The organism is Paenibacillus sp. FSL M8-0334 (assembly GCF_038000405.1).
GTDB classification, from domain to species: Bacteria; Bacillota; Bacilli; order Paenibacillales; family Paenibacillaceae; genus Paenibacillus_AQ; species Paenibacillus_AQ campinasensis.
This window is the reverse complement of the sequence record NZ_JBBOCH010000001.1, coordinates 2,880,073-2,898,138: the sequence shown is the minus strand read 5'-3', so window position 1 is coordinate 2,898,138 and position 18,066 is coordinate 2,880,073. Positions and strand designations below refer to the sequence as shown.

8 protein-coding genes are annotated in these 18,066 nt (G+C 51.9%); 1 reads left to right on the top strand and 7 read right to left on the bottom strand.

What is annotated here, in order from left to right; translation table 11 throughout:
* The first annotated feature begins 46 nt into the window (after positions 1-46).
* Positions 47-1,864 (top strand): protein kinase domain-containing protein, encoded by a 1,818-nt coding sequence (locus MKX64_RS12565; RefSeq protein ID WP_095267884.1) that lies wholly within the window; start codon positions 47-49, stop codon positions 1,862-1,864.
* 65 nt (positions 1,865-1,929) lie between these two features.
* On the opposite strand, the gene MKX64_RS12560 is transcribed toward MKX64_RS12565, so the two are convergent.
* From MKX64_RS12560 to MKX64_RS12530, 7 genes are all read right to left on the bottom strand, one after another.
* On the bottom strand, positions 1,930-5,610 hold the full coding sequence (locus tag MKX64_RS12560) for an S-layer homology domain-containing protein (RefSeq protein ID WP_179292214.1): 3,681 nt from the start codon (positions 5,608-5,610) through the stop codon (positions 1,930-1,932).
* Between the two features lie 258 nt (positions 5,611-5,868).
* Positions 5,869-10,449: a S8 family serine peptidase gene (locus MKX64_RS12555; protein ID WP_341036025.1), complete on the bottom strand. Its 4,581-nt coding sequence runs from the start codon at positions 10,447-10,449 to the stop codon at positions 5,869-5,871.
* 323 nt (positions 10,450-10,772) lie between these two features.
* On the bottom strand, positions 10,773-12,785 hold the full coding sequence (ligA, locus tag MKX64_RS12550; protein ID WP_341036024.1) for an NAD-dependent DNA ligase LigA: 2,013 nt from the start codon (positions 12,783-12,785) through the stop codon (positions 10,773-10,775).
* Between the two features lie 345 nt (positions 12,786-13,130).
* A complete protein-coding gene (locus tag MKX64_RS12545) occupies positions 13,131-14,810 on the bottom strand; it encodes a glycoside hydrolase family 13 protein (RefSeq protein WP_341036302.1) in 1,680 nt (559 codons plus the stop codon).
* Between the two features lie 46 nt (positions 14,811-14,856).
* Positions 14,857-16,356, bottom strand: a complete 1,500-nt coding sequence (locus MKX64_RS12540; protein ID WP_341036022.1) for a glycoside hydrolase family 32 protein — start codon at positions 16,354-16,356, stop codon at positions 14,857-14,859.
* Complete coding sequence (locus MKX64_RS12535) at positions 16,356-17,183, bottom strand: carbohydrate ABC transporter permease (RefSeq protein WP_445670822.1); 828 nt, start codon at positions 17,181-17,183, stop codon at positions 16,356-16,358. Before MKX64_RS12535 ends, MKX64_RS12540 begins: the two co-directional genes overlap by 1 nt.
* Positions 17,180-18,061 (bottom strand): carbohydrate ABC transporter permease, encoded by an 882-nt coding sequence (locus tag MKX64_RS12530; RefSeq protein WP_095267878.1) that lies wholly within the window; start codon positions 18,059-18,061, stop codon positions 17,180-17,182. The genes MKX64_RS12535 and MKX64_RS12530 overlap by 4 nt, the downstream gene beginning before the upstream one ends.
* Positions 18,062-18,066: the final 5 nt, after the last annotated feature.

Here is an 18,066-nt window from a genome sequence, read left to right as displayed (position 1 = left end):
CAGGCATGGTATACTGATAAAAACGAGCCACAGTAGGAGGCAATAGATGAAGTTGCATACTACAGGCCGAGAAAAAGGAACTAGCGAAATGTTGGAAATCCCAGGATATACGATCACAAGTATCGTCTACCAGGATTCACATCTACTGGTAGTGTATGCCCGTTCAGAACGAACCGGAAAAACCATGCTCCTAAAAGTCGTTAAAGAGGGCGTACGAACAACAATCGAAAACGCGAAGCTTATTCATGAATATCATTTTCTCAAAGATCTGAATATGGATGGGCTGCTGAGACCCGTATCCTATACTTTGCTCAAAACGATGATGGTGCTAGAGTTTCACCCTATCCATGCTATTACTGCCAGGGAGTATGTACGAAGGCACGGCGCATCTCCTCTAAAGTTAATACAGATGCTAGATCGGGCCGCCTACCGTCTGCATGAACTCCATTCACACGGTATTCTTCATCTTAATATCAGGCCCGATACTCTCCTGATCCAGGAAAGCTCACAGGACGTGTATTTGACGGGCTTCGGATACGCCGCACGCCAGGAGCAATTGGAGCCGAACGGTTATGGGAGCCTGGAAGGCAACCCTGTCTATATGTCTCCGGAGCAAACCGGAAGAATGGCTCATCAGTTGGATGCAAGGGCCGATATCTACTCACTTGGTATGACGTTCTACGAACTGTTATGTCAGAGGCTTCCTTTTGCTGCCCAAGACGCTTTGCAATGGGCTCACGCCCATCTAACCTTGAAACCTGAGCCCTTCCATGATGTAAACATCCCTCTATGGATAGCCGAGCTCATCATGAAGATGCTGGAAAAAGACCCGGATGACCGTTATTCAAGTATGAAAGACATTATGGAATCAATTAAACAAAATCAGTTAGCTGTTGAGAACAAGATAACTACATCGCTATACAAAGACGATGCCACGAACCAAGTCTCCTCCGAATCGATTCTGGTTCAACCGCCGCAACAAGCATTCGCTCTCAAAACAATGCAGAAAACCGACCAGGCCTTAGGCGGAGCAGGTTCCATGCCCCTATCCGGACATATAGCCAATTATCCGCAAGTGCTGGAGTTAGCCGCTGTGGTTCAGGCCTCACATATTTTCACTATGGAAACGGAGATGAAGCGGGTAGCTGAAAGCTTTATGCAGCTGTTAGTCATGAATGCCGGCGCTCATTGCGGATTCATGCTGATGCAGCAGGACGGAACCTGGCATGTGGTGACTGAAGCAGAATTTGATGGCAGACAGATGAAGACCGCATTCAGGAATAAACCACTTGAGTCCGCCCATCGGATTAACCGACATTTGCTTTATCAATCGGCAGAAACGAAGGGGGTTGTGTATGGACCCGCCGCGGCACAGGGAGAGGGCTTTATCGAATCTAAGGCAAATGTTCCATCTCGCACACCAAAGGGATCTGTACTTTATCTTCCCGTAATAACTCAGGAGCAGCTTCTGGGCGTATTATATTTAGAAAACGAGATGACCGCAAAAGCGTTCGTACCCGAGCGATTTCCCGTCTTGAGAAACATTGCCTCCCAGGCATTATTCGCCATCAAAGCCAGTCTTCATTCCAGCCCGTCTCCTTCCGGGCCCCGCCTCCAATCTGCAAGCCCGCAGGGGGCAGGACATACCTACGATTTAACGGCAAGGGAGAAGGAAGTGCTTCGTCTGGTCTCGAAAGGTCTATCCAATAAAGAGATTGCAGCAAACCTCACCCTCAGTCAAGAGACGGTCAAGACCCATGTTAAGAAAATCCTCGAAAAGCTGAACGTTGACCGAAGAGGAAAAGCTGTGGCGGTGGCCAATACGCTCGGTCTGCTTCAGGAGGATAATTCAACATACTATTGAAGCCCCCTTTCGGAAAATTAAAAAGCTTACATTAAGGCATAATCCTTAAGTAAGCTTTTTTCATTTTACTTGCGGTGCTCTTGAGTTAGGATAAAGCGGTATATAACTGCGGCCACCTCGGCTCGTGTTGCATACCCCTGAGGCAGGAAGCGATCATTAGGATAACCGTTCATCATCCGACTATCAATGAGGGCAGATACATGTTCACGTGCCCAAGCTGAAATGGAGCTCTGATCCTTAAAGGATAGCTCTCCTGGATCGGAATCACGGGAAAGAATGCCCGCTTGCTGGCCGGACCTAGACAGCATGACAGCCATCTGCTCCCGGGTGATTGGATCATTGGGACCGAAGGCCCGGCTGCTGTATCCTTCAACAATTCCGTGTTCAACTGCAGCATTGATGGCGCTGCTAGCCCAATGATCGGCTGAATCGGTAAAAGGAGCCTTACCTTCTCCGTCCAATTGAAGGCTGCGCACGAGCAGTGTAACAAATTCCGCCCGGGTAACCGGAAGGTCAGGCTTGTAAGTCCCATCAGGATATCCCTTCACCAGCTCCCGATCATATAGTGCTCGTATTGCCACTTCTGCCCAGTGTCCAGAAATATCATGCAAGGCCATAGGTTCTTTACCTGCGTCAGGGACCGTTGGTTCAGGAGGCGTTTCTTCCGTTCCCTTTCCAGGAATCGGCACTTTAGTCCCTCCATCCCCCTCTCCCTTATCAGCAGCAGGCGGACCCGACCAGGTGCCTCCGCTTCCCGGCCAAGGATTAGGCCATTCCGAATCTCCTTTATCAGGCAGAGGCGTAACAGTAACGGTTCGAATTACTTCCTCGGCCTCATTCCCTGCGCGATCAGTTACTGAATATTGAAGTATATATTGTCCCGGTTTCGATGAATCCACTTGACCTGTAACCTGGATACGATCCGTGACGTCACCATCCATATTGTCACTTGCAACCGCTCCAGGATCAACAAAGTCAGTATGTTGAACTATCGTAATGCTGGCATCACCAAGCAGTGTAATTACAGGCTTCTCACGGTCAATATTCGTAATTTCCAGCTGCTTCAACGCTTCATTGCCAGCATGATCCCGTACATAATAAGTGATCCAGCCATTGTCATGGACCTCCAGCTGATCACTCCACAGGTCACCTCCGTGGCTGAAATAAGCCTTATCAAGCTGTCCATACGCAAGCTTCCGATCGACAATCGGGTTCGGAGCATAAACCGAAGCCGTAACCGTTACATTATCTTTCGTCGGTACAGTTGGGGAGGCTGCAAGCTGAATGACAGGCTTATCCTTAAATATGTTATGAATTTCAATCATTTCAATCTGCTTATTTCCCGCAGCGCTCTCGGCATATATGGTATACCATCCGTTTAACTCCGCCTCAAAGCCTCCGTCAAATTCGGTCCCCTGCGTGCCAAAATAGGATATCGACCGCTGCCCCGGCGCCCATTTCATCGCGGCTATCGGACTGAGGGTACCGTAAACGTCAGCCATCACAGTAACGTTCTCATTGGTTGGCAGATCGGTGGAGATCTGCAGATGCACGATCGGCAGCTGCACATCAATATTATTCACCTTCAGACCCCTCACACTCCCGTTACCGGCAGCGTCTTCCGCATAAATCGTATAATCTCCGTTAATATCAACGAGAAATACGTCTTGGAATGGTTTCCCACCGCCTTGCTGGAAGTATACATCGTCCTGCACACCGGGCGCCCACTTCATTCGAGATACCATCCCTGAATTGTCAGTGGCATCTGCCTTTACCTCAACAGACTGGTTTGTCCATGTATCTGGGGTCAGTATCGGCTCCAATATGACCGGCTCTTCTCGATCGATGCGGGTAACCTCGATAACAGCCACATCCTCATATCCGGCATTGTCTTTGATATAAACGGAATACATCCCGTTGCTGTCAACTGTAAAACTCGTACCCGCCAACAGAGTCCCTTCATTTTCGAAATATTGGGAATCCCGCTGGCCGTAGGCCCATTTTTGAACAGAGATACCACTTCCATTCCCCGTAATATCGAGCTGAATGCGAACGGGCATATTCGTCCAGCCAGGATTGCCGAGAGATAGTTGAAGACTCGACCCATTGTTATAAATATTAGTGATTTCTACGGTCTCCAACTGTTCATTCCCAGCTTTGTCCCTGGCATAAATCGTGTATAACCCGTTCTCCGAAACCGCGAAATTCGCACCCTGCACCTCCGTGCCACCTGTGGCAAAATAAGAGGCCTGCTGCTGTCCAGCCGCCCACTTCACGATATCGACTCCGCTTTCCTGATCAGAGACGTCGACCGTAATGACGACATCCTTTGCGGTTGGTTCGATTGTAGAAGGTGTCCACGAAATGGCCGGCGGAATGTCGTCCAGATTATGAATAGCGATCTGTCTTGTCGCTGCATTTCCTGCATAATCTTCGGCATAAACGGTATAGTCGCCATTGCTCGTTACATTAAAGCTGCCTCGAAAAAAGTTTCCCCTGCGATTTTTAAAGAACGAAACAGGCTGGACGCCCGGAGCCCAATGCGTGAAGTAGATTCCGCTCTCATGATCCACGGCATCTGCTGATATGGTAACCACTGAAGTCCAATCCGTCGGAGAAGAAGACAGGTTCAAGGAAGGCGCGATACGATCTATATTTGCAATTTCAATGGACTGTACCGTTTCATTTCCCGCTCGATCTTTCGCATACCAGGTATACCACCCGTTCTGATATGCAGTTATAACTTTACCTGAAGCCAAGTTGCCCCCGCTTCGGAAGTATGCTGCATCGAGCCGGCCTTCTGCCCATTTTTCGACTTGAATTCCACTCCCAAGATCTTGCGATTGTACGTTAATGATCACGTTATCCTGCGTCCAATCCGATGTGGATGGCGTAAGTGTTACGGAAGGGGGCGTATTGTCAAAAAGCACAGAGCTTCCGTCAGTCGTTGCCGTTAAGGTCCTGCCTTGGCTTCCATCCTCGTATTCTACGAGGAAATCTATTATCCCTTCAGGAGTTGAGGGACCTAGTGTAACAGTGGCCCAAGACTCGGTTAAGTCCGCGTTCGAGCTGGCCGTCACAGCCTGTCCAGCTATACTTAGGCCGGTCAATCGCCGCGATGGAAGAGAAGTAATTCTAAGGGTCACCTCATCGCCGGCTTTGGCATAGGTGGGATCCGCCCCATTAGATCGAATCGAAGCGCTCCGAATAGGGTCCACATTAAGTGTGTAAGTCTCTCGGGAGCGACTGTAATTCAAGGCCCTACCCTCGCCAGCCCAGGTCGTTGTATAGTAGCTCAATGTTGCCCATAACGCATTGGCCGGCACTTCAGGACCACTTAATACATTGACTCCATCAACGCTGTACGTATATTGCTGGTTGGAGATAAGCTGATTCTCGCTGAAGGACCCATCAAAATTGCTTAATGTCAGCCACTTTACATCGGCAGGTATTTCGTTCCAGCTGCTAATCTTTTTCTTCTCGGTTGTAACACCGTCCCGGCTGTAATAAATCTCGGCTCCCTCCATGTAAATCACCATGAACGTAACCCAGCGTGCGTCCGAAGGAACTTGACTAATGTCTGACAATGACTTAATGCTTGTCCCGTCGCTGTAGATGTGGAGCACCGTGGATACTCCTCTAGGATCATAATAAACGGCACCAATCGTTTCGGCCTGTACATTAAACGCAGATGCCTGATCCTTCACTGGTATGACCAGTGTACTCAGTAGCAATGGTACAATCATGGCCATTATCTTAAATGCTTGTGCTGCAACACGTTTAATAGCTCTTTCCCTCCTTGCGTCATATTTGCGGTACACAAAATCACCCCAATTCAGACTGCATACCTAGTAAAATAGTATCTTTTGCCCAGACCAAGATACATCCCTCATAAGAGGGATATTTGGTGAGATGAAGCGTTCCTGCCCCATTCATAGGGGCATCCCCAGAAAAAAACAACAAAAACCCTGATATCAGGGTCTTTGTTGTCTCGCTTTAAAGCTTCAGATCTTATCCAGATACTCGAGCAGACGGTATACAATCACCGATACCTGCGCCCGGGTCGATGTTTCTTCTGGAGCAAACCGGTTGCCGTTCATCCCTTTGATCAGTCCGTTGTTCACGGCAAATGCTACCGCCGCCTGAGCTTCAGAAGCAATCGAGCTGGCATCCACGAAATTCAGCGGTCCGGTGCCGAGCTCTGCGCCAAGCGCCCCTGTGATCATGACCACCATCTCTTCACGCGTCAGTGCGGCACGGGCTCCCGGCTCCTGGCTTCGTTCTTCCCAGCTGATGCCAGTCGCAAAAATTCGGTCAAGCAATGTCGCGAACTCGGCACGCGTGATCGTACTGCTTGGAGAGAATCGACCAGCTCCGGTGCCGTTCGTAACGTGATGAGCTGCTGCAACCTCAATTTCTTGCTGCGCCCAGTGTCCGGAAATGTCGTTGAAGGTCACATTATTCTCTGCCGCGATGTAGCTGCCAGGAGAAACGATCTCGATGCTGATGATGCCTCGCGCAGAAGAGTGCGGCAGCCCTGCATACGTCAAGGTCCCCTCAGCCGAAACCGTGAAGATGCCGACCTTGCGAGCGTCCTTCACCGTACCGGGATTATAATGCAGCGAGAGCAAGATCGGCTGATCCAGCTCGCCTTCATGCTTGAGCACAAACGCAGGTGTCACCGTCGTCAGATTGGAGTCATCGCTGCGCTCGATGCCTGTATAGGCTGCCGTGATCCCGATTCCTCCGCCGGAAACCGCAAACTCATTCAATGAATCTGCCGGCAAAGTCAGCGTAAATCCTGCACCTTCAATCACCAATGGCTTGCCGGACTCCTTGATGCTATCCGCTGCTGCTTTACTTAGCGTAAATGTAAAATCACTGTATTTCGCAAAATCAATCTTCGAAACATCCAGCCGCACTTCCTCACTTTCCGCAGCCAGTTGTGCCGTCACTTCATTCTCTAGCAATTCAATCGTAGCCGAAACCGATTCGTCAGCATTCTTCTTCTCGGTCACCCTGGCATCTCCGATCCGTTCTGGAGCCGGTGACGGGACAGGAGCTGGAGCGCCGCCCGCATTGGAGCCACCGCCGCCACCGCTGCCGCCACTACCGCCGCCACCCGGCGCACCCGGACTACCCGGACCAGGATCGCTAGGTCTACCCGTCACCTGAACCGAGGCGGACGCCTTGCCTTCGAACCCTTGGCGATCCTTCACAGACAGTTCGACGACGTAATTGCCATTCGCAAGCCCGTCAAGCGCGATGCGGAAGGAACCGTCCTGTTCCACATCAAAGGTTCCCTGCTTCACCGATTGGTTGCCGCGTTTGATGGTATAACGGGCATCCAGCCACTCACTCACATCCAGCTTCAGCGCCCATTCATCCCACACGGCAGGTGCCGCTGTGACGTACAGGTCGTCAATCGTTCCTGTCAGCACCGGCTGGCTTCCGTTAACAGGAGCATCCGCTTGAATAACCGGCGCTTCTCTTTTCACAAAGAATGGTATCGAAGCATAGTCACCGAACGCTCGGCCATTAGTTCCCAAAGCTGCAATCTCAATGGAGTAGAGCCCATCTTCGATTTCACGCTCTTCCTCGGTCTCGTAGTCGATATATTTCCCGTCCCAGCCAATGCTGTAGGCGGTATTGGCACCAAACGACCCCTGAGCACCAAAGATTTGACCGATAATCCCGTCTTTATCCTTGCCGGATTCGGGATTTAAACTGTCGTACAGATCTACAATGACAATCTCCATCGGATTATAAAATTCAAACGCCAGATTGATCTTATCCAGCTCCCGGAATTGATCCAGCTGGAAATGCGGTAAAAATGCTTCGGTATCGCTATATACCTTGGTGTATTTAATGCCCGTCATCTCCAGATTGAAGAAAGCGGCAAACGGAACGGAATAGGACTGCGAACCATTGCTCAAGGTAATATATCCGTGATGCTCATACACACCGGAGATGCCCTCCGGAACCTCGATCGTGACGGTCAATTCCTCTTGACCGTTCAATGTAAAGGACGTCTTATCGACAGTGACGGACACCCCCGGCGTTTGTTTGAATGTGCGCACATCCACCGTGTACGCTCCGCCTCCGGCTGGCCCCAGCTGTTCAACCCTTATTTTTTTGCTGATCGTCTTGGACGTCAACCCTGTGAAATTGCCAAAGCTGATGCTGCCCGTAATATTATCATGTTCGTTTCTCACACCATATTCTTCGTAAGACGTCTTATCGAGCACCTTCACCAAGGCTTCTGCCTGAATCGATTTCAGCGCCTGCACCCGGCCCGCTCCTTGGTCGATCACGTCGTACGTTGTTGTATCCAGTACCTTCGCGTTGTTCATCAACGCTACTTTGACATCAAACGGACTCCAGTTTCTGTTCTTCTCCACCAGAAGCGCAGCCAGCCCCGCTACATGCGGCGCAGCCATACTCGTTCCTGTAAAACGGTCATACGCCTGTTCGTAATCCGCTTGCGGATCATCTCTGCCGTAGGCTGGGATCGAGGACAGGATGCTCGTTCCTGGTGCAACGACATCCGGCTTGATATCCAGCGTTTTCTTGGCCGGTCCGCGAGAGCTCGAGCTGTTGATGTCATCGCCCTCAATCTGAACCCGGTCAAAATCAGTGAATCGAACCTTCAATCCAGGATTGGCCTCGAGCAGCGCTTTGACCTGCTCCCCATCCTGTTTGGTCATTCTGGCCGTAGGGATGAAGAAAAAGCTGTCTCCAAGAATAGCGACCGGATTGGACTCATCCACATTGTTGTATATGATCGCTCCCGCCGCTCCTGCCACTCGGGCAGCTTCAATCTTGTCCACAAACGGGATTACCCCCCGCTGGATTAACGCAATTTTGCCCGTGGCGTCCAGTCCTGCAAAGTCCTCAGGATAACCAAGACCGGCGAATACCAATTCATAATCTCCCTGTAACACATCAGCAGGATCATGAGCCAGATTCCAGGCCATAAAATCAATATCGTAGGTCGCAGACACTACGCTCACCGGCGCCGGTGCAGGCGCGATTGCAGCAGCGGCAGCTTCGAGCGCAGCTTCATCTGCCGCCTCGGCTAAAGAATGATCCGTTGCCTCCGCGTTATCACCAGCCTGCTGCAGGTTCGCGCTGCTCTCATCAGACCCCGCAGCCGCGTTATCTTCTACCACGTCGCCGTTCGCTACTTCTGCTGCTTGAGCTTCAGCGCTTCCGTCAGATCCAGCGGCGATCTCAGCCGGGGCATCCCCCTGCCCTGCAGCTTCATCCTCTCCAGGAGATGCCTCCGGAGAAGCGTCCGCATTCGGAACCGCCGGCTCCACACTACCGGACTGACCAAGCTCCGCCGGAGCCTTGCTTCCATCAGTCTGCGGCAGATTCAAATCCGGATCATCCTCCGTGAAAAAGTACGTCGTAGCGGTAATCTGATGGCTTGGACCCGTTGAGTTGCCCACCGAAATCGCAAACGCAGACGCCGCCGGCGATCCCAGCGTCCAGCGAGCCGGACCGCTGTTTCCGGCAGAGACGACCGGCACGACACCCGCGAGCGCGGCATTATTCATCGCCACGGACGTAATATAATCCGGATCATTGCGCGAGTTGCCAAGCGAAAGGTTGATCACATCCATCCCATCCGCAACCGAGCGGTCAATCCCGCCCAGCACCCAGCTGGAATATCCGCTGCCGTACGGGCCCAGCACGCGATAAGCATAGATCTCGGCTTCCGGCGCAATGCCGACCACCCCGAATTCCCCGGCTGGGCGAGCCGCAATCGTACCCGCGACATGCGTGCCATGGTCCGTCCAGAAGGTTCTTCCGTTGGCATTCACCGGCGGACGGTTCTGCGGATCATTCTCCCAGTCAAGCGGCGTTGCTTCATAAGGATCATCGTCATTATCAACGAAGTCGTATCCGCCTTTATAAGCATCTATTAAATTAGGATGGGTGTAATCGATGCCTGTATCAATAACCCCCACCTTAATGCCTTTTCCTTTGTAACCCAGATCCCACACCTCAGGAGCTCCGATGTAAGGTCCGGTATCCTTCATATAAGGGCTAGCCTCGCCCTTCTTCGGTTCAACCTCAACTTCCAGATCCGGGTATACGCCAAGCACCCCCGGAATTTCCAGCAGCTCTTCCACCTGGCTGCCTTCCACCTCAAGCGCCACCCCATTAAAAGCATGGCTGTACTGATTATGAATCTCAAATTCAATATCATTTGCATTCAAAGTACGCTCAAAGCTCTCCTGCTGCTTCTGCACCTGGGCTTCCACTCTCGCTTCAGCCGATGTGGTGAACGACCGGCCGGAAAACGTGGAGATCCCCTTCGCCAAAGCAACAGGCTCCTCAGACAATTCAACAATGACATGAACCGGACCAGACCCGACATTCTCCAATGCTTCATCGAGTACAGGCGACTGGGAAAGCAGAGCCCGTTCATCCAGAATCCGTTTAAGCTGCAGCGCTTCCTCTGCACTTAATCCCTGTTTCAGCTCAATCGTTGATGGTGCAGCACCTGCTGCTGGGATGATCAAGGATAACAATAACAGTAAGCTAAGCAATGTAGACAACACTTTTTTACTCAAGGCTTCGCCCCTCCCCAATAAATGACTTGCAACCTATCGTCCGGGTCTGAATGCATCATGCATATCGTCAATGAATCGCATCCCTCCTTTGTCAACAAAACTGACCCAAGGTAAATAATTCTAGATAGAAAATAAAATATCCTTTATCGTTTTTTAGCTTTGTGTAGCATAAAATGACATCATATGTCGATATATATAACCATCAATTATGTAGAATGATGTAAAAAAAGAAAGGACCCGCACCGTCGAGGGTGGGATCCTTTTCCATATTCAAAAAACTTATCGCTACACATCGTTATCGTTGAAGGGATGAAGAAGACGCTCTATTCGTTCAACAGCCGCACAAACTCTTCTTCATTGTCGATAATATCAATCCCCAGCTGCTGCGCCTTCGCCAGCTTGCTTCCCGCCTTCTCCCCGGCAATCAGCAGATCGGTCTTCTTCGAGACGCTGCCCGTGACCTTCGCTCCCAACGCCTCCAGCCTCGAAGTCGCCTCATCGCGTGTCAGCAGATGCAGCGTACCGGTCAGCACAACCGTCTTGCCGCTGAAGAAGGAGTCGCTGGTCACTTGCTGCGGCGCTTCCGGCGCTTTCGCCTGCACGCCAAGCCTCAGCAGGCGTTCAATGCTGGCCTGGGCGAATGGATCGGCAAAGTAACCCGCGATGCTCTCGGCCACGATGCCGCCAATGTCCGGCAGCTCGACCAGTTCCTCGGCCGTCGCCTCCATCACTCGATGAAGATCACGATAGTGATCCGCCAGCATCTTGGTGGTAGACTTCCCGGTGTTCGGAATGCCCAGCGCGAAGAGGAATGAGGCTAAATCCCGCTCCTTGCTTTTCTCAATGGCATCCAACAAATTCTGGGCTTTTTTCTCACCGAACCGTTCCAGCTTCAGCAGGCTCTCAAACGAAAGCTCATACAAATCTGCCGGCTCTCGCACCCCGAGCTCATCATACAGCTGGATCGCCGTCTTGTCGCTGAACGTCTCGATATCCATCGCATCCCGCGAGGCAAAATGCGTAATCCGCGCGATAATCTGCGGCTTGCAGCCGGTTTTGTTGTTGCAGAACAAATGCGCGCCGCGCTGCTCCAGCGGGAATCCGCACGCCGGGCACTGTTCCGGGTACACAATCTCCTCCCCGTCGTTCTCCTCGGTCACTTTGCCGAGAATTTCAGGGATGACATCGTTGGATCGGCGGATAAACACCCGTGTGCCGAGTGCGAATTTGAGGTTCTTGCGCTCGATATCGCCGATATTGTTCAGGGTACAGTTCTGTACGGTGACTCCGGCCAGCTCGACAGCCTCCACTCTGGCAAGCGGGGTGATCTTCCCGGTTCGGCCAACATTCCAGGTGACGGACTGCAGCACCGTCGTCGTCTCTTCTGCCTCAAATTTATAAGCGACCGCCCAGCGCGGGAACTTGTCCGTGTAACCGAGCACCTCTCGGGTGCGAAAATCGGTAACCTTAACAACTGCGCCATCGATCAGATAGTCGAGCTCGGAGCGCCGTTTTTCAATATCCGCAAGCTGCTCCATCACATCATCAAACTGTTCGAAGTAGAAAATATACGGATTCACCTTGAAGCGGTTCTCTTGCAGAAACGCCATCATTTCCCGATGATCCCGAAAGGAGATGGCATCGGAATAACCGATATTATAGAAGAACGCGCTTAGCTTCCGCTCTGCCGTCACTTTCGGATTGAGGTTGCGCAGGGCGCCTGCGGCAGCATTGCGGGCATTCTTCAGCGGCTCTGCCGCCGTCTTGTTGTACTCCTCCAGCACGGACAGGTTCATAATGCCCTCGCCCTGAACCTCGATCGTCCCGCCGGTATAAGGAATGGTCAGCGGAACGGATTTAATCGTCTTCACCTGTGGCAGAATGCCTTCACCCACCGTACCGTTGCCGCGGGTGGAAGCCTGGACAAGCTTGCCGTCCTTATAGGTCAGGTTAAGCGTCAGTCCGTCAAACTTTAGCTCAAGCGCGTAGCACGGGCTAGGTAGAGGAGTGTCCGGATTCTTCGTGTTGTAGTCGTTGACAAGCCGGACCACACGTTCATGCCAGGTGCGGAGCTGATCGATATTCTGCGCTTTATCGAGACTCCATAGCGGAGCCAGATGACGATGCGGTGTGAAGCCCTTCAGAATCTCTCCACCCACCCGCTGCGTCGGCGAGTCCGGGAGGATGATTCCCGACTCCGATTCGAGTGCCACAAGCTGATCATACAGCGCATCATATTCCTTGTCGCTGATCAGCGGCTCGTCGAGTGTGTAGTAATGATAATTGTACTTGTTCAGCTCCGCAATGAGCTCCTCCATTGTTCCCTTGACGTCCATGCAGGGGCAAGCCTCCTTCTATTTATTCATGTATCCCGATTGATTCAACTCAAAAAACCTCCCGCCCCATAGCGTATCATCGCCAGGGACGAGAGGAAGTTTCCCCGTGGGCAGATTCATATTAACATCGGTTGATTAGCCAATATTATATCGAATCCTGCACTTTGAAGTCAACGGCTGCCCTCGCATCAGACAAGGGACAACCAGGGGTGTTCCAAGAAGTATTCGAAGATCCTGCAAGCCCCGCTCTATGGATTGCAGACATTATCCATTCTGGCCGAGCAGCGCTTGCTTTACCTGCAGAATTAGATCACTGTAGTAATATCTCCATAGGGTGCTCTGTTCTTACGTTACAGCTGCCCATCTGTACACTGCAGCCTCATAAGGCCGCAGGCTTCCTTGCGCCTCTGTCTCATAATTGGACAACACCCGTTCTCCGCCTGCCAGCGTCTCCGTCAGCCCAGCCCACTCCACGCGGTCAGCGGTAAAATTGCAGACAACGATAAACGTTTCTCCTTCATGGACGCGCCGGTACATGCCGATGTCCGCGGACTCTTCGCAAAGCTCCTCATAGAACCCGTACACCAGCGCTGAATACTGACGCCGCAAGGCGATCAGCTTCCGGTAGAACTGGAGCACCGAGTGCTCATCCCGCATATTGTTCTCCACATTAATCTCGGTGTAATTAGGGTTCACCTTAATCCACGGCGTCCCGGAGGTAAAGCCCGCTTCCCGCTCAGCATTCCACTGCATAGGTGTCCGTCCCTGGTCGCGGCTGCGTTTGCCTAGATAGTCCAATATCTCTGATGCCGGCCGGCCCTTGGCCGTCTCCTCTCGATACAGATTAAGACTGCTGATGTCGCGGTATTCATCGATTGAATCAAACGGGCAGTTGGTCATGCCGATCTCCTGCCCCTGATAGATAAACGGCGTCCCTCGCATCAGGAAATAATACGCCGCCAGCATTTTGGCCGACAAATCACGGTATTGTCCATCATCGCCGAATTTGGATACCGAACGGACATGGTCGTGGTTCTCCAGAAACAACCCCATCCAGCCGTGCCGGTTGGATTCCCGCTGCCACAGAGACAATGCCTCCTTGAACTTCTTCATATCCCAGTCGGTGAATTCGGCTTTGCCTCCGGGCTTGATGTCGAGGTCGACATGACTAAACTGAAACAGCATCGTGAATACGCCGTCCGTTTCGTCAACAAAGTCCCGGATTTGCTCCAGCGGCACGCCCGGCGCTTCGGCAACCGTAATTGCGCCCCGCGGCTCCAGCGCTTCCTGCTTCAATTCACGCAGGAAGTCGAGGATGCCTTCCTGATTCAGGCTGGCCTGTTCCACCGGCGCGTAACGTCTGCCATCTGCAGCAGCAAGCTGCGGGAACGCCGGATTTTTCTTAATATACGTAATCGCGTCCACCCGGAAGCCGGCAATGCCCTTGTCCATCCACCAATGGATCATGGAATAGAGCGCTTGCCGCACTTCTTCATTCTCCCAGTTCAGGTCCGGTTGCTTCTTCGAGAAGCAGTGGAGGTAATATTCCCCGCTGTTCTCGTCGTATTCCCAGGCCGACCCGCCAAATGCACATTCCCAGTTGGTGGGTTCCGCCCCCTCATTCCCCGGGCGCCAAATATACCAGTCCCGTTTCGGGCTGTCCTTCGAGGAACGGGACTCGATAAACCAGGCATGCTCATCCGAGGTATGGTTGGCAACCAAATCCATCACCAGCCGGATGCCTCGCTTGCGCGCCTCCTCCAGCAGTTCATCCATATCCTCCATCGTGCCGTATTCATCCAGGATGCCGTGATAATCGCGGATGTCATATCCGTTATCGTCGTTCGGCGAATCGTAAACCGGACTTAACCATAGCAAATCGATCCCCAGGTATTGCAAATAATCGAGGCGTTCCGTAATGCCGCGCAGGTCGCCGATGCCGTCTCCGTTCGAATCCTGGAAGCTGCGCGGATAAATCTGGTACGCCACACTTTCCTTCCACCATTGTCGTTTCTGCTCTCTCATCATGAACCTCCGTCCCCATTCCTTCAGAGAATCAATGCATCTATCATTACAGCCAGCAGCTGTTCATCTCCCATTTATCCAGTTGTTCCACAACGGCAGAGCCGTCGCCAAACAACACGATGCGGTCCGAGGCTTCGCCTGGATAGAATCTGGCACTCATCGCCAGCTCGCCATCGCCCACAAATATTTCAGCGCAGGACTGATCGATAAAGATGCGCAGAACCAGCCGCCCATCCCGCAACTGCACCGGGGCCTTGCGAACTCCCCCTGGACCCTGTCCAGAACGCGTGCGGTCCAGAATCAGTTTCCCCTCCCGGCCGTCATAGGTCAGCACTGTTTCCTCCGTGCCGTCTTCGCTGCAGCCGAATTTCAGACCGAACACCGAGCCTTCTTCTGCACGAACCTTCAGTTCCAGCTCCAGGCAATGCCCGCGAACACCTTCCAAGTTCACTTCATTTATTAGCGTGATGTCATTATACGCAATGTTTGCTCCCCGCAGCTGGGAGAGCTCTGGATGCGGCATGCTCAGCACCTGATTATCCTTCATCGTAAGAACTCTAGGCATGGTCATCATGCCCGCCCATTGATCACTCTTCTCCGGCATCTCGTCATCCCACATGGACATCCAGCCTACCATGACCCGGCGCCCTTGGTCGTCGAGCGTAGTCTGTGGCGCGTAAAAGTTAAATCCATAATCCAGCAAATGAAAATCACCATGTTCAAACGTGCCGCGCTCTTCATCAAACTTCCCTACGAGATAGCCCGATTGGCTTTTGTTGTGGTACAGATCGCCCTCCGGCGCCATCCCCTCTGGAGAAATGATAAGCACATGCTTCTCATCCAAGGCAAACAGATCAGGGCATTCCCACATGTAACCCAAGCGTGCGTCCCCTTGCGCCAATATACTGACAAACTCCCAATCCAGCAGCGTAGAGGAACGGTACAGCAGCGCCTGCCCCCGATCACTGCGGCTTCGCGAGCCCAGGACAAAATAGTAATACTCGCCTTGCCGCCACACTTTCGGATCTCTAAAATGATTGGGATGGATATCCCCCGAAGGTGCGGCCGAGATCAATGGATTTTGCGGCACCTTCGTGAAAGTGACACCGTCCTCGCTGACCGCCGCGCACTGCACCTGCTGCAAATCGCGCGTCCAGTCCGATCCGGTCCAAACGTTCCCCGTATACAGCAAATACAGCTTCCCGTCCTTCTCCATCGCACTCCCGGAAAAACAACCGTCCTTGTCATAGTCTTGATCCGGCGCCAAAGCGGTTGGCATATGCTCCCAGCGAACCAGATCCCGGCTTTTCATATGCCCCCAGTACATGTTCCCCCACTTGGGAGCGTATGGATGGTGCTGATAGAACAAGTGGTATTCGCCTTTGAACCGGCAAAAACCGTTGGGGTCGCTCAGCCAGTTGGCCGGGGCAGACACATGATACTTCGGTTTCCAGCGGCTCGCTTCAGCCGCGGGTCTCACCTGCTCCAGATACGCTTCAGCCCTGGCGATGGAATCCTTCGAAAAATCCATTGGTTTATATGACATTATTTAACTGCTCCTTCAACGACACCTTGAATAATTTGTTTTTGCATAAAGAGATAAAATATGATGACCGGAATGATGGACAATACAAGGGCTGCCATGGCCACGCCATAATCCGATGTATATTTCCCGAAGAAATAGAACGTGGACAGCGGCAAGGTTCGATCCTCTTCCGAGATCAGCACGAGTGACGGCAGAAGGAAGTCGTTCCAAATCCACAGTACGTCCAGTATCGCCAGCGTCGTCGAGATCGGCTTCAGGATCGGGAATACCACCTGGCCGAATACCCGGAATTTCCCCGCGCCATCGATCAATGCGGCCTCCTCCAACTCCTTCGGAACCCCTTTAACGAAGCCATGGTACATAAATGTAGCCAGTGAAAGGCCAAAGCCGAGATAAAAATAAGCCAGCCACCATTTGCTGTTCAGCATGTTCAAGTCGCCAAAAATCGACACAAACGGAATCATGACCGCCTGGAACGGAATGATCATCGACGATACCAGAATCATCAGAATGTAATTATTGATTTTCCAATTCCAGCGGACTAGAAAATAAGCCAGCATCGCCGATAATACGATAATCAGAGCGACTGAGAGCACCGTAACGATCACGGAATTCATCAGCGCATGCGAGAAATTCATCGTCATATAGGCCTCTTTGTAATTCACAAAGCTCAGTTCCGTGGGCAGGCCCAGCGGATCTCGCACAATATCCAGACGTGATTTCATGGAATTCAGAAAAATCATAAGCAGCGGAAAAATAAACACGGCCAGAAACAGCAAACTCACAATAAACAAGAGAATTCTTTTTCCCGTTTTGCCGCTCATCATGCTTCCACCTCCACCTTTTTCATCGCTCTAACCTGAAGGATGGCAATTAAGGCGACAATCAAGAACAGCACAAACGCCTTCGCCTGGCCCGGTCCATAATTTTGATAAACAAATGCCTCGTTATAGACGTGCATGGCAATCATCTCTGTTGAACGGTATGGTCCGCCCCGGGTCAGAGACAGGTTCGTATCATAAACCATGAAACTGCGCTGCAATGTCAGGAAGAGGCTGATTGTAAAGGCAGGCACCATCAGTGGAATGCGAATCCGCGTCAGCTGCTTCCAGTAGCTGGCACCGTCCAGGTTAGCCGCTTCGGTCAGCGAAGCAGAGATTCCCGTAAGACCAGCGATATAAATCAGCATCATGTAGCCCGCATTCTGCCATACACCAACCACGACGAGTGACCAGAATGCCGTGCCGGGATCGGCAAGCCAGGATGATGAGAATATGCCAAGGTTAAATTCGGTCCCCAAGTATACAAGGACCCGGGTGAAAATAAACTGCCAGACAAAGCCAAGAATAATTCCGCCGATCAAGTTCGGCGTGAAAAATCCGGCCCGGAAAAAGTTCTGGCTGCGCAGCCCGCTGGTGACGAGCAGAGCAAGGCCAAAGCCAAGCACATTGGTCAACAGCAACGTAAAGAGTACGTATTTCAGCGTCAGCCACATCGAATCCCAGAATACGGAATCCCGCAATGCCACGACATAATTGCTTAGACCCGTAAATTCATAACTGCCGGTCCCGGTCCAGTTTGTCAGTGTCATGAATAAACCTGCCAAAAAGGGCAGAATGACAACTGTAAAAAACACAAACAGCGGCACAGCCGCAAACAGCCCGAACACCTTCAACTTCCCTAACCAAGTTTTCTCGTTATACATGTTTG

Coding starts and splice junctions, on each gene's coding strand:
- MKX64_RS12565 (WP_095267884.1), top strand. CDS start 47: ATGAAGTTGCATACTACAGGCCGAGAAAAAGGAACTAGCGAAATGTTG.
- MKX64_RS12560 (WP_179292214.1), bottom strand. CDS start 5,610: ATGATTGTACCATTGCTACTGAGTACACTGGTCATACCAGTGAAGGAT.
- ligA (WP_341036024.1), bottom strand. CDS start 12,785: ATGGACGTCAAGGGAACAATGGAGGAGCTCATTGCGGAGCTGAACAAG.
- MKX64_RS12545 (WP_341036302.1), bottom strand. CDS start 14,810: ATGAGAGAGCAGAAACGACAATGGTGGAAGGAAAGTGTGGCGTACCAG.
- MKX64_RS12540 (WP_341036022.1), bottom strand. CDS start 16,356: ATGTCATATAAACCAATGGATTTTTCGAAGGATTCCATCGCCAGGGCT.
- MKX64_RS12535 (WP_445670822.1), bottom strand. CDS start 17,183: ATGATGAGCGGCAAAACGGGAAAAAGAATTCTCTTGTTTATTGTGAGT.
- MKX64_RS12530 (WP_095267878.1), bottom strand. CDS start 18,061: ATGTATAACGAGAAAACTTGGTTAGGGAAGTTGAAGGTGTTCGGGCTG.